General features: G+C 28.6%; 15 protein-coding genes. All 15 read left to right on the top strand.

Annotated elements, in window-relative coordinates; all coding sequences use genetic code 11:
• Window positions 1-492 precede the first annotated feature (492 nt).
• The 15 genes from aroK (at window position 493) to rplL (ending at window position 15543) form a co-directional block, all read left to right on the top strand.
• On the top strand, window positions 493-1038 hold the full coding sequence (aroK, locus tag Bsayi582_RS02945; RefSeq protein WP_500815723.1) for a shikimate kinase AroK: 546 nt from the start codon (window positions 493-495) through the stop codon (window positions 1036-1038).
• Between the two features lie 45 nt (window positions 1039-1083).
• Window positions 1084-2175, top strand: a complete 1092-nt coding sequence (aroB, locus tag Bsayi582_RS02940) for a 3-dehydroquinate synthase (RefSeq protein WP_500815722.1) — start codon at window positions 1084-1086, stop codon at window positions 2173-2175.
• A gap of 422 nt (window positions 2176-2597) precedes the next feature.
• Window positions 2598-3275: a ribulose-phosphate 3-epimerase gene (gene rpe, locus Bsayi582_RS02935; RefSeq protein WP_500815721.1), complete on the top strand. Its 678-nt coding sequence runs from the start codon at window positions 2598-2600 to the stop codon at window positions 3273-3275.
• A gap of 261 nt (window positions 3276-3536) precedes the next feature.
• Window positions 3537-4556, top strand: a complete 1020-nt coding sequence (gene trpS / locus Bsayi582_RS02930) for a tryptophan--tRNA ligase (protein ID WP_500815720.1) — start codon at window positions 3537-3539, stop codon at window positions 4554-4556.
• 295 nt (window positions 4557-4851) lie between these two features.
• Complete coding sequence (locus tag Bsayi582_RS02925; protein WP_500815719.1) at window positions 4852-5436, top strand: anthranilate synthase component II; 585 nt, start codon at window positions 4852-4854, stop codon at window positions 5434-5436.
• Window positions 5437-7308: 1872 nt separating this feature from the next.
• Entirely contained in the window at window positions 7309-7683 is a 375-nt protein-coding gene (rpsL, locus tag Bsayi582_RS02920) for a 30S ribosomal protein S12 (protein ID WP_500815718.1), read from the top strand.
• Window positions 7684-7869: 186 nt separating this feature from the next.
• Window positions 7870-8340, top strand: coding sequence for a 30S ribosomal protein S7 (gene rpsG, locus Bsayi582_RS02915; protein ID WP_500815717.1), 471 nt, complete (start codon window positions 7870-7872; stop codon window positions 8338-8340).
• A 188-nt stretch (window positions 8341-8528) separates the two neighbouring features.
• The gene (fusA, locus tag Bsayi582_RS02910; protein WP_500815716.1) at window positions 8529-10643 is read left to right on the top strand and encodes an elongation factor G; all 2115 of its coding nucleotides are present in this window, start codon (window positions 8529-8531) and stop codon (window positions 10641-10643) included.
• A 66-nt stretch (window positions 10644-10709) separates the two neighbouring features.
• On the top strand, window positions 10710-11894 hold the full coding sequence (tuf, locus tag Bsayi582_RS02905) for an elongation factor Tu (protein ID WP_500815715.1): 1185 nt from the start codon (window positions 10710-10712) through the stop codon (window positions 11892-11894).
• Between the two features lie 80 nt (window positions 11895-11974).
• Window positions 11975-12352 carry a preprotein translocase subunit SecE gene (secE, locus tag Bsayi582_RS02900; RefSeq protein ID WP_500815714.1) on the top strand — a complete coding sequence of 126 codons (378 nt, stop codon included), beginning with the start codon at window positions 11975-11977 and terminating at the stop codon, window positions 12350-12352.
• A 6-nt stretch (window positions 12353-12358) separates the two neighbouring features.
• Window positions 12359-12904 (top strand): transcription termination/antitermination protein NusG, encoded by a 546-nt coding sequence (nusG, locus tag Bsayi582_RS02895; protein ID WP_500815713.1) that lies wholly within the window; start codon window positions 12359-12361, stop codon window positions 12902-12904.
• Between the two features lie 150 nt (window positions 12905-13054).
• Entirely contained in the window at window positions 13055-13489 is a 435-nt protein-coding gene (gene rplK / locus Bsayi582_RS02890; protein ID WP_500815712.1) for a 50S ribosomal protein L11, read from the top strand.
• A gap of 2 nt (window positions 13490-13491) precedes the next feature.
• Window positions 13492-14190 carry a 50S ribosomal protein L1 gene (rplA, locus tag Bsayi582_RS02885; protein WP_500815711.1) on the top strand — a complete coding sequence of 233 codons (699 nt, stop codon included), beginning with the start codon at window positions 13492-13494 and terminating at the stop codon, window positions 14188-14190.
• 388 nt (window positions 14191-14578) lie between these two features.
• Entirely contained in the window at window positions 14579-15076 is a 498-nt protein-coding gene (rplJ, locus tag Bsayi582_RS02880; protein ID WP_500815710.1) for a 50S ribosomal protein L10, read from the top strand.
• Between the two features lie 92 nt (window positions 15077-15168).
• On the top strand, window positions 15169-15543 hold the full coding sequence (rplL, locus tag Bsayi582_RS02875; protein ID WP_500815709.1) for a 50S ribosomal protein L7/L12: 375 nt from the start codon (window positions 15169-15171) through the stop codon (window positions 15541-15543).
• Window positions 15544-15684 lie beyond the last annotated feature (141 nt).

The raw sequence follows: 15684 nt of genomic DNA, 5'->3' as shown, positions 1-15684 counted from the left end.
TAAGTTATAGATAATATTATTAAAAAAATTTAGTATTCATAATTCTATTTTTAATAATTAATTATTTCATATAAAATATATTGTATGTGGTTTTAATATACTACCTATGTAGTAGTTATTTATCATGATAAATTAATATTTTTATATTTACTAGAGTCATGTATATTTATTTGAATATTAATTTTTATTTTTGCTGTAATTGTAATAAGAAACAAATTTCTATGTTGTATCTCAACAAAGATTTGTATTATAATAATAAGCATCGTACTATCATATAGTAACAATGAATAATATTTGTATCTATATGAGTGTGATTAGATATATATTTTAATTTATTATTTTATATAATCTGAAGAATAACGAATATTTTATAAAAAGTAATAATATAATAATTGATGTTTTATACTACTTACTCATGAAATTAGTTAGTTTGTATATAACATGATATAAAATATATAGGATGAATAAATTTTATTTGCATATAGTGATAATATGTTAAAAAAACATAACATTTTTTTGGTTGGACCTATGGGTGCTGGGAAAAGCACCATTGGTCGTCAGTTAGCAAATCAGTTAAATATGGAATTTTTTGATTCTGATCAGGAAATAGAGATTAATACTGGAGCAAATATTAGTTGGGTCTTCGATGTGGAAGGTGAATCTAGATTTCGTGATCGTGAAGAAAAAATTATTAATGAATTGACAAAAAAACAAGGAATTGTTTTAGCTACGGGAGGTGGTTCTGTAAAATCTGAAATGACACGCAATAATCTTTCTCACCGTGGATTAGTGATATATTTAGAAACAACTGTTGAAAAACAATTAATTCGTACGCAACATGATAAAAGACGTCCATTATTAAAATCATCAGTTACATCAGGAAATGTTCGTGAGTTACTAGAAATTTTAGCTAAAGAACGCAATCCGTTGTATGAAGAAATTGCAGATATAAAAATTTCTACTGATGAACAGAATGTTAGAGTTGTAGTTAGTAAAATTATTATGCTTCGTAATCAGAATATTATGCGAGGTTCTTAATTATATATCTATTTGTCTCTAAATTAAATGTTTACTAACTTTCTTATGGAAAAAATTAATATAAAATTACCTACACAAAAAAGCTATCCAGTCGTTATTTCTAGTGGATTGTTTGATGATTTTCCATCTTTTTGGCCATTAAATGCTGGAGATCAAGTAGTGTGTATCACTAATGATAAAGTGGCCCCTATTTATTTAGATAAATTGCATAGCTTATTCATTAGATCAGATATTATGGTTGATCAATTAATTTTACCAGATGGTGAACAAAATAAATCTTTAATTACGTTAAATACAATATTTACTAAATTATTGGCACAAAATTATGATCGTAATACAGTACTTATTGCTCTTGGTGGAGGTGTAATTGGGGATATAACTGGATTTGCAGCGGCTACGTATCAACGTGGAATACGTTTCATTCAAGTTCCAACAACGTTGCTTGCTCAGGTAGATGCATCTATAGGAGGTAAAACCGGCATTAATCATATACTTGGTAAAAATATGATAGGAGCTTTTCATCAGCCTGTTGCTGTTGTTATCAATTTAGATGTTTTGCATACGTTAACTGCTAGAGAATTTTCTTCTGGATTAGCTGAAGTAATTAAGTACGCTATTGCACTTGATGCTGATTTTTTTAATTGGTTAGAAGATCATTTAAATGATTTATTAATTTTTCATCCATCGACTTTAACGTATTGTATTCGACGTTGTTGTGAGTTAAAAGCATCTATAGTTACAATTGATGAGCGTGATCAAAAAGATATTAGAAGTTCGTTGAATCTTGGGCATACTTATGGTCATGCCATAGAATCATATTTAAATTATACACAATGGTCTCATGGTGAATCTATAGCTGCGGGTATTATGATGGCAGTGAATACTGCATTGCGTTTAAATATATTGAATTATAGTGATGCTAACCGTGTAAAATTGTTATTAATGCGTGCTGGTTTGCCCGTACATGGTCCGGAAGGAATGATACCAAAAAATTATCTGAAATATATGATACGTGATAAGAAATCAATGTTAGGCAGAATTAATCTTGTTTTACCTACTGCTATAGGTTGTGTAAAAACTTTTTTTAATATAAATCATGAATTGATATTTGCATCTATTGAAGATAGTTGTAAATAAATCATTATCATTATATTCATAGTCTTCGTATATATATAAAATTTGTATTTTACACAGTAAAGTTCATGTATTATATTATCTTTTAACAAGAAGACTTAATTATTGATATATATACTTAATTATGTGTATTCATTATAATTTCTATTCATTTTATCTCATGTTGTACGAGATAAGTCATGATAGTACATATCATTACGTAGTTAATTTATGTAATTTAAAAAATATATAAATATAGTATAAATTATTGTTGTGTATAATATGTGGTTATGTATGTATTTTATTTTTTTATATACAAGTTAACAATATAATTGTAATAAAATTGAATTATTACTTGATTAATTAATTTAAAATTAAAATATACAAAATTTTATTTAAATGGATTAATATTTTATAAAGTTACGATTTTCAATTGGAAATTTGTGATGAAACGTTTTTTAATAGCTCCATCTATTTTATCGGCTAATTTTGCTAAATTGGGAGAAGAAGTTGCTGATGTGATATCGGCTGGTGCAGATCTATTGCATTTTGATGTTATGGATAATCATTATGTTCCTAATTTAAGCATGGGATCCATGATATTAAGATCATTGTGTCGTTATGGTGATGGCATCAATATTCCTATTGATGTTCATTTGATGGCAAAACCGATAGATCGATTAATATCAGATTTTGCGGCTGTTGGAGCAACTTATATTAGTTTTCATCCAGAAGCGACAGAACATATTGATCGTTCATTACAGTTAATTAAAGAACATGGATGTAAGGCAGGATTAGTATTCAATCCTAGTACTGCTCTTACTTACTTAGAATATGTAATGCATAAAATAGACCTTATTGTGTTAATGTCGGTGAATCCTGGTTTTAGTGGACAGGCGTTTATCCCTATTATTTTAAATAAAATACGTCAAACACGCGAATTAATAGATAACGCTAATTGTAATATTGATCTAGCAGTGGACGGGGGGGTGAATATAGAAAATATACGTTCAATTTTTAAAGCAGGTGCCAATACATTTATTATAGGATCAGCTATTTTTAGTTCTAAAAATTATTATGATGTTATGCATGATTTTCGATCTGTTTTATCGAATAAACAATGAAGAATGGTAGTATTTTTTTTATGAACAAAAACTTAAAAACAAGTATGGTAGCATAATATAATCGGTTTATTTAGAAGAATGTATATTATTTATTTAGGCATAATGATGATTTATATATATATGAAGTCAGATTAATTTTCGTATTTTATCAAACAAAGCTTATTTTTCATGTATTATGGATTGATGGCGGATATGTATTTAGTATAGTTTTGATTATATTAGTTTTTAATGTGGTATTTCTTTATTATTTTATCTTAAAAAATGGAAAATTATATTAATAATAAACCGGTGGTATTTAGTGGAGCTCAGCCATCAGGTAAAATTACCATTGGTAATTATATGGGAGCTATACGTCAATGGGTCGAAATGCAATATGATTATCAATGTATATATTGTATTGCGGATTTACATTCGATGACAAATTGTAACGATTTAAATCAATTACATAAAATATCGTTAGATACATTAGCTTTATATTTAGCATGTGGAATTGATCCAAATAATAGTATAATATTTGTTCAGTCTCATGTTGCAGAACATAGTCAATTAAATTGGTTATTAAATTGTCATACATATTTTGGAGAATTAAATCGTATGACTCAATTCAAAGAAAAATCAACTCAACAAAAAAAAAATATCAGTATTGGGTTATTTAATTATCCAGTGCTGATGGCATCAGATATTTTATTATATCAAACTAATTTAGTGCCAATAGGTTCAGATCAAAAACAACATTTGGAATTAACACGAAATATAGCTAATCGTTTTAATTATATATATGGATCAATTTTTGTTGTTCCAGAAATATTTATTCCTAAATATGGTTCTCGTATTATGTCTTTGTTGGAACCAAATAAAAAAATGTCTAAGTCAGACCCTAATCCTAATAATGTTATTACTCTTTTAGATGATGTTAATGTAGTAGCAAAAAAGATTAATCGTGCTGTTACTGATACGGATCAACCGCCGGTGATTAAATACGATCCTATTAATAAACCTGGGGTTTCTAATTTATTAGAAATTCTTTCTGGAATACGCGAACAACCTATCACATATTTAGAAGAAATTTTTGAAGGAAAAACATATGCTCAGTTTAAAACTGATATTATCCGATCAATATCATCAATGTTGATAAAATTACAAAATCGTTATTATGAGGAGCGTATTAACGAAAATAAATTACGTCACATATTGCGTGTTGGAGCAAATCAAGCACAAAAGAAGGCTAATGTGACTTTAAACAAAGTGCATAAAGTAATGGGATTACTTAATCATATATAGACTATATATTATTTTATCAAAATTATCATATAAATAATGAGCATAGATATTCTTGTATCAGAAATATGTTTTGTTATACTAAAATTTTGATAGAATATAAAAATAAATCGATTTCTCCATTTTTTAGTATTAGATCTTACAAAAAATCAATTATATATAGCATATATGCTTAATTGCATGTTTAATGTTTTGTTTTTTATGTGATAAAGATTATTATATATTTATATTATTTATGTTTTTTAAAAGTATATATGTAATGTTTATTGTATAGTTAATTATGATTATAGAAAATACAATGAACAAAGTTCTTATTATTGATAACTACGATTCTTTTACCTGGAATCTATATCAATATTTTCGAAAAATGGGTGGTATAGTGGAAGTTAAAAGACATGATGAATTGAGTATCATAGATATTGAACATTTATCTCCTAATCGTTTAGTGATTTCCCCTGGACCTGGAACTCCAAATAATGCAGGTATTTCTTTGAATGTCATTGATTATTTTCATGAAAAAATGCCTATTCTTGGAGTGTGTCTTGGACATCAAGCTATAGCACAATTTTTCGGGGCTAAATTAATGCAGGCCCAAGAGATAATGCATGGAAAATCTTCTTTAATTCATCACAATGGAAATGGAGTATTTACTGGAATAATACAACCTTTAAATGCAGTGCGATATCATTCTTTAGTGGTAGATATGAATACTGTTCCAGCATGTTTAGAAATAACTGCTTGGAGTGCGTGTTCTTTTAATAAGCAGAGTGAAGTTATGGGTATTCGTCATCGTGAGTTAGCTGTAGAAGGTGTGCAATTTCATCCTGAAAGTATTCTGAGTGAGCAAGGGTATCAAATATTAGCTAATTTTATGAGTTATTGATTTAAAATTAAAAAAATTAATAGCAATAATTTAAAACTGAAAAATAATGATTTTATATTTTTTTTACAAAGTATACAAAATTGTAATTTTGTATATTAGATATTAGCAATAGTAATATGCAAAGAACATTTGTTTTTTCTTATATATAAAAAGGTTAATCAATTTTATTTTTAGATATTTAAATGTTATTAATATTAATATTAAATTTATGTGAATCAAATAATTTGATATATATAGTAATATTTGTTGTTTGTATAGTTTTGATGTTTTTAAATTTTAGAAGTATAGATATTTTTTTATTTTTTTGAGCAATTTTAGAGTTTATTAAAAAATTACATGCAAAAAGTAAAATAATTTTATCTATTTATTTTTGTTATAAAGAAAATAAAATTTATTATAAACAATAAAGGTTATTTTGTTATATATAGATGTGTTGACTTAATTTATTTAATAATTTACCATGTTTATTATAGTAAATTATTTACCTATATTTATTACTTGTTATAGTAAAGTATATGTAAATAATTTTTAATTAATTAAATAATATTACATTTCAATATAGGTAAGGCATTTTGTCTATTTATATAAATCTATATACAGTTTTTATATCGATATTTTTAAATATATTTAAAAATTTATGTTTGGTATTGCCTATAAAATAATAATTGAGTTATATCAGCTCTATCTTATTTAACTTACATAAATATACAATAATATAATATTGTATTTGTTTATTAGTAGAATAAGATACGATGAAATCAATACGATGTTACATCAACTAAACATAATTTCTATATCTCTGATATAAAAGAATCAATCAGGACCGATAATTTTTAACATTTATTGTACGAATGTTCATTAACAAATTATTAAAATGTTTAGAATTTGATACTTAAGTAAATATTTATATCTTATTTATTATATTGTAATTATTAAGATTTAGAAATCTTTAATATTTAGTTTATTAAACTTTATTAAGTTAAAAAAATTAGAGATTATATAACATCTATCATATAGATATTACTTAAAATATATTGATTTGTATATGAAATATGTAGGTAAATTTTAGCAAATAATATATACAAAAACAGTAATTATACGATGTAATAATTTTTATCATATAAAGTAAAATCCAGTTTTTACGGAGAAGTAAAAATCATGAGATCATTATTTGTTAAATTTATTTTATTTATTTCTATTATTTCACTTGCTTTAACTGGTATCATCTGTTAGCTTTTTGTTATATATTATTACAGAATGTTGTTGGTATTATATACTAGATTTAGTTTGTTTACTAACTAAGGTAATTGTGTCCTGAAAATATGTATTGTATTACTGTGTTGTAATAAATATTACAATGAAATTGTTTGGATGAATTTAGATGATTACATAAAAACATTATAGTTATTTTGTTTTATGAAAAACAATATTTTTTGATTAAAACAATGATTATTATGTGTGTGTAATGAAAATAGTAAAAATAATGTAATAATCGGTCATGTAACTATTCTAAGTGTATTAAAAATTAAACATAGTATTATAATGTAAGTTATATATATTTGTTGCATCGTGTGAGCAGTAAATCTTATTTCGTTTTATTTAAAAAATTTTTTTCTTATTTATTCAAAATAAAAAAAATAATTAGATTCTAATTTTACAAAATATTAGATTACAAAATATAAATATGTTATCATAGTTTTTTGTGTATTAAGTATAATGATCAATAATAATTAGTATTGCGTAATAATATCAATTTTATATGAAATAAATAATAACAGGGCTTCATTTTGTTGTTTATGTTTAAATTGATTTGAAGTGGTGTATTTTGATGAAATTTTAGTTTCAATAAAAAGGGGATTGGAGATTTAATTAATGACAACAGTAAATCAGCTTGTTCGTAATGCGCGTTCTGTAAAAATTTTTAAGAGTAATGTTCCAGCATTAGGAGCTTGTCCTCAAAAAAGAGGAGTATGTATGCGTGTATATACTATTACTCCAAAAAAACCAAATTCTGCATTACGAAAGGTATGTCGTGTTCGTTTAACTAATGGGTTAGAAGTTACGTCATATATCGGAGGAGAGGGTCATAATTTACAAGAACATGCTTCGGTCCTCATTCGAGGAGGTCGTGTCAAGGATTTACCTGGTGTTCGGTATCATGTTGTGCGTGGAGCGCTTGATTGTTCAGGGGTTGATTCTCGTAAGAAGGGTCGTTCAAAATATGGTACAAAACACAATAAATCATGATTATAATAGTATCATATACTTAAAAAACGTAAGCATGCATGGTTGTTCTTGTATTTTTTGTTTTTAGTTTCAGATAAGTTTTGAGTGCAATACGAAGTTAAGTTGATTATTTACGTATAGTGAAAATGGTGTGTTGATTTTATCTTGATATAAGTAATTTGATTAGTTAAATAGGAATTATAATTTATGCCGCGTCATCGTATCATTATAAAACGCAATATTTTTCCAGATCCAAAGTTCGGATCTGATCTTTTATCAAAATTTATTAATATATTGATGTTTGATGGAAAAAAATCTATTGCAGAAACAATAGTATATTCTGCGTTAGATATTTTGTTGAAACGATCCAATCAAAATTGTTTAGAAGCATTTGAAATGGCTTTGAATAATGTACGTCCACTTTTGGAAGTGAGATCTAGACGTGTTGGAGGCTCTACTTATCAGGTTCCAATGGAAGTACGTCTTGTGCGTCGAAATACTTTAGCAATGCGTTGGATTGTTGAGGCTGCTCGTAAAAGAAATGATAAATCTATGGAATTGCGTTTAGCAAATGAATTGTTTGATGCTACAGAGGGTAAGGGGCATGCTGTAAAAAAACGCGAGGAAATCCATCGTATTGCAGAATCTAATAAAGCTTTTGCTCATTATCGTTGGTAAAGATTTTTTAATATTGATATTAATGTTGTTTGATGGATTAAAAGAGCGTGGCGGTTGTTTAACAAAAAATATAACCTATAACCATTCATGTATAAAAGTGTATGAAAATGTAATTTAGAAACAGAGTTTTATTAAGTTTGATAAATATTTTAAAAATTAGAATAACATCACATTGATTGGGGATAGTAATGGCTAGTCGTGTAACACCAATTATGCGGTATCGTAATATTGGTATAAGTGCGCATATTGACGCTGGAAAAACTACGACCACCGAACGAATTTTATTTTATACAGGTGTAAACCATAAAATTGGAGAGGTCCATACTGGTTCTGCCACTATGGATTGGATGGAGCAAGAACAGGAACGAGGAATAACAATTACTTCTGCAGCTACTACATGTTTTTGGTCAGGTATGGCCAATCAATTTGATTCACATCGCATTAATATCATAGATACTCCTGGGCATGTAGATTTTACCATTGAAGTAGAACGTTCTATGCGCATACTTGATGGTGTAGTCATGATTTATTGTGCTGTAGGAGGAGTCCAACCTCAATCTGAAACAGTTTGGCGTCAAGCAAACAAATATAAAGTACCTCGTATTGCATTTGTGAATAAAATGGATAGAATGGGTGCAGATTATTTACGGGTTGTGGAACAGTTAAAAACTAGATTATTTGCTAACCCTGTACCTATTCAATTAGCTGTAGGTTCAGAAGATAAATTTACTGGAATTATTGATCTAATAAAAATGAAAGCAATTCGTTGGAATGAATCAGATCAAGGTGTGACTTTTTATTATGGTCAAATACCTAAAGATTTGACGGAATTGTCTAGTGTATGGCATAAACATTTAGTTGAATCTGCTGTTGAAGATTCTGAGGAATTAATGGAGAAATATTTATCTAACAGCAATCAGATTACAGAACAAGAAATTAAACGGGCATTACGTAGAAGAGTGTTGAACAATGAAATTGTATTAGTAACGTGTGGATCTGCTTTTAAAAATAAAGGAGTACAAGCTATGTTAGATGCTGTTATAGAATATTTACCTTCTCCAAGTGATATAAAATCTATTACAGGCATATTAAGAGATGGATCCACACATATAAAACGTTATGCTAGTGATAACGAACCTTTTTCCGCGTTGGCATTTAAAGTAGCTACTGATCCATTTGTAGGAAACTTAACTTTTTTTCGAGTATATTCAGGTGTGGTGCATTCCGGAGATAGTGTTTTAAATTCTACTAAAGAAAAACGAGAACGATTTGGTCGTATCGTACAAATGCATGCAAATAAACGAGAAGAAATTAAAGTCGTTCACTCAGGTGATATTGCTGCAGCTATTGGTTTGAAGGATGTGTCTACTGGAGATACATTATGTGATTTATCTGCACCAATTATTTTAGAGCGCATGGAATTTCCAGAACCAGTAATTTCTGTCATGGTAGAAGCTAAAACTAAATCAGATCAAGAAAAGATGAGTATAGCATTACATCGTTTGGCTCAAGAGGATCCGTCGTTTCGTGTTTGGATAGATCAAGACTCTGGTCAAACTATTATTGCTGGAATGGGTGAATTACATTTAGAAATTCTTGTGGAACGTATGAAAAGGGAATTTAATGTTGATGCTAATGTAGGCAAGCCTCAAGTTGCTTATCGTGAGACTATTCGATCTAGTGTTCAGCAAGAAGGTAAATTCATTCGTCAGTCTGGAGGGCGAGGTCAGTTTGGTCATGTTTGGCTGCAGATTGAACCTATGCATTCGAATGAAGAAGGTTATAAGTTTTTAAATAAAATTGTGGGTGGCGTTGTACCTAAGGAATATATACCTGCTGTAGACAAAGGTGTACAAGAGCAAATAAGTAACGGTATTCTTGCTGGATATCCAATCGTAGATGTTTGTGTGACTATTTTTGATGGTTCTTATCATGAAGTTGATTCCTCAGAAATTGCATTTAAAATAGCGGGATCTATAGCGTTTAAAGAAGGATTTATGAAAGCTAATCCTGTGTTGTTAGAACCTATCATGCATGTAGAAATTGAAACACCTGAAGATTACATGGGAGACGTGATAGCAGATTTAAATCGTAGACGAGGTGTAATTACTGGTTTAGAAGGTTCTACAATAGTTGGAAAGATTATTTGTGCTCAGGTTCCCTTATCTGAAATGTTTGGTTATGCTACTAGTTTGCGCTCTCAAACTCAAGGACGTGCCTCTTATTCTATGGAATTTTTAAAATATCACGAAGTCCCTAATAATATCGCGCAAGTTATAATACATTCTCGCCAGATTGAGTAATAATAAATAATATTTAGGTTTCACAATTTTCAAAGAAGATTATAAAATAGACCTAAGGAGCTAAAGGTGTCTAAAGAAAAATTTAAACGTATCAAGCCTCATATTAATGTAGGCACTATTGGTCATGTAGATCATGGAAAAACTACTTTAACTGCTGCTATAACTACTGTATTGTCTAAACAATATGGTGGCTATGCCCGTGCTTTTGATCAAATTGATAATGCTCCGGAAGAAAAAGCACGAGGAATTACTATAAATACCTCTCATGTCGAATATGATACTGCAACTAGACATTACGCGCACGTTGATTGTCCAGGACATGCTGATTATGTAAAAAATATGATTACCGGAGCTGCTCAAATGGATGGAGCTATTTTAGTAGTAGCTGCTACTGATGGTCCTATGCCGCAAACACGAGAACATATTTTATTAGCCAGACAAGTTGGAGTTCCGTATATTGTTGTATTTATGAATAAATGCGATATAGTTAATGATGAGGAATTACTGGAATTGGTTGAAATGGAAATGAGAGAATTATTATCTCAATACGATTTTCCAGGAGACAGTACACCGATTATTAGAGGATCTGCTTCGAAAGCATTAGAAGGGGATGAAACATGGTCTAATAAAATTTTGGAATTATCGAATGTATTAGATAGTTATATTCCAGAACCTAAACGTGCTATAGATCAGCCGTTTTTACTTCCTATTGAAGATGTGTTTTCTATTTCTGGTAGAGGGACGGTTGTTACTGGTCGTATTGAACGTGGTATTATAAAATCAGGTGAAGAAATAGAAATTGTCGGTATAAAAGATACAATAAAAACCACATGTACCGGAGTAGAAATGTTTAGAAAATTATTAGACGAAGGACGTGCTGGAGAGAATGTGGGGGTTTTATTACGTGGCACTAAACGAGATGAAGTGGAACGAGGTCAAGTGTTATCTAAACCTGGACATATTAAGCCTTATTCTTGTTTTGAATCAGAAGTATATATTCTTAACAAAGATGAAGGAGGTAGGCATACGCCGTTTTTTAAGGGTTATAGACCTCAATTTTATTTTCGTACTACAGATGTCACTGGTACTATTGAATTGCCAGAAGGGGTAGAGATGGTAATGCCTGGGGATAATATTAAAATGGTTGTAAATTTGATATCTCCTATAGCTATGGATGATGGTCTTAGATTTGCTATTAGAGAAGGAGGTCGTACTATTGGCGCTGGCATAGTTTCTAAAATTATATCTTAATTGTATATTATATAATTGTTATAAATATAGTGTACTATAATATAATAGTACGGTATTTATAAAAATAAAGGATAATGTACATGCGTACAGATAATAAAAATAAAAAAAAATTATATATATTTGAAATAATTAAATGGGTTAGTGTTATCGGACTAGTAATAACGTCAATTGTTGGAAATTATTTGTATCGTAATTACCATATGTTCGTTAGAGGTATTATAGTTTTTATTGTTATTGCTGTTGCTGCATATATTATCTTGACTACTAAATTAGGAAAACTCATAGTTACATTTGGAAACGATTCATATGATGAGTTACAAAAAGTAGTATGGCCCACTTATAGGGAAGGATTGAATACTACTGTCATTGTAATAGGAGTCACAATAGTCATGTCATTATTGTTGTGGGGTTTAGATAGTATTTTAGTATATATAATATCGTTTGGATTAAAGTTATAAAATAATATGACTGATACTTTAAAAAAACGTTGGTATGTTATTCAATCATTTTCTGGATTTGAGAATCGTGTAGCACGTTCTTTACGTGAACATATTAAATTACGTAGTATGGATGCAATGTTTGGTGAAATTATGGTACCAACGGAAGAAGTAGTTGAAATGAGAGCTGGACAACGTAGGAAAAGTGAACGTAAATTTTTTCCAGGTTATGTGTTAGTACAGATGATTATGAATGACGTTACTTGGCATTTAGTAAAAAGTGTTCCGCGTGTTATGGGTTTTGTTGGGGGAACGTGTGATAAGCCTGCTCCTATTGCTGACAAAGAAGTGAATGATATAATCTATAGATTGCAACAAATAGGAGATAAGCCTCGTCCTAAAACGTTATTTGAACCTGGTGAGCTTATTAGGGTTAGTGATGGTCCTTTTTCTGATTTTAATGCTGTAGTAGAAGAAGTAGATTACGAGAAGAATCGTTTAAAAGTATCAGTATCTATTTTTGGTCGAGCTACTCCTGTAGAGTTAGATTTTTCTCAGGTTGAAAAATATTAATTTTGTGTTTTATTATATTTTGATGGATTTATACTTATAAAAGTGTGTATGATAGAATAGAATTTTTGTTTTTTGTAATTATTATATTAAATGAAATAAATAAAAAATAGAAATATTATTAATAATTTTTTTATTGTTAGGACGAGCGATATGGTAATAAAAAAAATACAAACTTATATTAAATTACAAATTCCTGCTGGCTCAGCTAATCCTAGTCCTCCTATTGGTCCCGCTTTAGGTCAACAAGGTGTTAATATTATGGAATTTTGTAAAGCGTTTAATTTAAGTACTGAAAAAATTGAAACGGGGTTGCCTATTCCAGTGATCATTACTGTTTATACTGATCGTTCTTTTTCATTTATTACCAAAACTCCTCCTGCTGCGATATTATTAAAAAAAGCTGCAAATATTAAATCTGGATCTGAAAAACCAAATATTATAAATATTGGTAAGGTATCACGTGCTCAAATTTATGATATTGCTAAAATTAAAGCTGTTGATATGACGGGTGCTAATATAGAATCGATATCGCGTTCTATTATAGGTACTGCTCGTTCTATAGGACTTGAAGTGGAAGATTATTGAATATGAGTAAGTTAAGTAAAAGGATGAATATGATACGAAGTTGTGTAGATATGTCTACACAATATGATGTGTTAGATGGATTAAAATTACTAAAAAAAATAACAAAAACTAAGTTCATTGAAAGTGTTGATACCGCTGTTAATTTGGGAATTGATGCACGTAAATCTGATCAAAATGTACGTGGTAGTGTTATTTTGCCGCATGGTATAGGTCGTGATATTCATGTTATTGTTTTTACTCAAGGTGATAATGTGATATTAGCTAAAAATGCGGGAGCTGATTTAGTAGGGTTAGAAGATTTGTTTGATATAATAAAAAATGGAAAACTTTTACCAGATGTTGTTATTGCATCTCCTGATGTTATGCATATAGTCAGCAAGTTAGGGCCTGTTTTGGGGCCAAGAGGTTTAATGCCTAATCCTAAAATGGGAACTGTGTCTGATAATGTAGCAGAATCAGTCAAAAACGTTAAATCAGGTCAAATACGTTATAAAAATGATAAACATGGCATTATTCATTCTACTATTGGAAAAATTAATTTTGATGTGGTACAGCTCAAAGAAAATTTAGAAGCTTTAATAGTGTCTTTAAAACAAGTTAAACCTATGTTATATAAAGGGATATACATTAAAAAAATTACCGTTTCTACTACTATGGGTTGTTCTCTATCTATAGATAAGAATAGTTTATATGTTATGTGATGTGTGATTATCTTAATAAGTTAATATTAATCTGTATTTGTATATAGATTATTTACACAATTTATTAATTAGTCTATTATTCAATGGAGTTTCTGTGTGTTATTTATATTTAAAATGTTGTTAAAATGAATTATGTAGTTTTTAATTTAGAAATGGTATGCCATAATTTGGCATATCATTTGTGTTTGGCTGTTTAGTAACATAATTATAAAAGCATATTTAATTAAAATTAAAATATTTATAGTGTTAATAGCTTATATATATTTATATATGGGTATAATCTAAATTGTTAGATTGATTCATTTATATATATATGTATATGAATTTGTAAAACTGAATATTTATAAAAATTAAATATGTATATCAAATTGAATCAAGGTGTTGTCAAATGGTATTAAATTTAAAAAAAAAAGAAAGAATTGTTTGTAAGATTCATGAAACAGCCAAAATTTCTTTGTCAGCGGTGGTTGCGTCTTTGCATGGAGTGACGGTAAATGAAGTAACTACATTGCGAAAAGAAGCGCGTGATTTGAATGTATATCTTTATGTGATTAGAAATACATTAATGCGAAGAATAATAGAGAGAACATCTTTAGAATGTTTACGCAATATTTTAATTGGGCAAAACATTATTGCGTTTGCCATGAAAAAACCTCGGGATTCTGCGCGTATTTTTATGAAATTTGCTAAAAATCATGATTATTTTAAAATAAAAGGCGCAGCTTTTGAAGGTAATTTCATTCCCGCGTCAAAAATTAATCTTTTATCTGATTTGCCTGATCGTCAAGAAGCTATTTCTAGGTTAATTGCAGTGATGAAAACAAGTGGTATAGGAAATTTAATACGAATTTTACACGTATTATCTAATCAAAAGACTAAATTATAGTTTATCAAAATGATATGAATTTTAAAAAATAAAATAGTGAATTGATTATATAATATTTTTATATTTTGGTTTTTATATTTTTGGAGATTTTTATGTCTCTCACAAAAGAACAAATTATAGACGCTGTTTCTGATATGTCTATTATGGATATAGTACAGTTAACTTCAATGATGGAAAAAAAATTTGGAGTATCTGCTGCTATTACTGCATTAAAACCTACTGAACCTGATGTATCAGAATCAGTAGTAGAGGAACAAACTGAGTTTACTGTTTCTTTAATTTCTATTGGTAATAACAAAATTCCGGTTATTAAAACTGTACGCAGTATTACTGGTTTGGGACTAAAAGAAGCAAAAGAACTGGTAGAATCTGCGCCCGTTGTTTTGAAGGAATCTATAAGTAAAGATGATGCTGAAACCATAAAAAAAACTTTAGAAACAATAGGTGCGTCTGTCGAAATCAAATAAAGACAAATCAACAATGTTAAATTTCATGATTGATTGTTAGCTGTAATATTTTGTAATACTAAATATATAAATGATATTTAATGTGAAATAGCAATAAAGATTATATGTATTATAGTATTTTGTTGTGTATCAGAAATACAT

This window comes from Candidatus Blochmannia sayi (nom. nud.) (genome assembly GCF_059935855.1).
The sequence above is the reverse complement of the archived record's forward strand: the minus strand, read 5'-3'. Positions and strand labels throughout refer to the sequence as shown.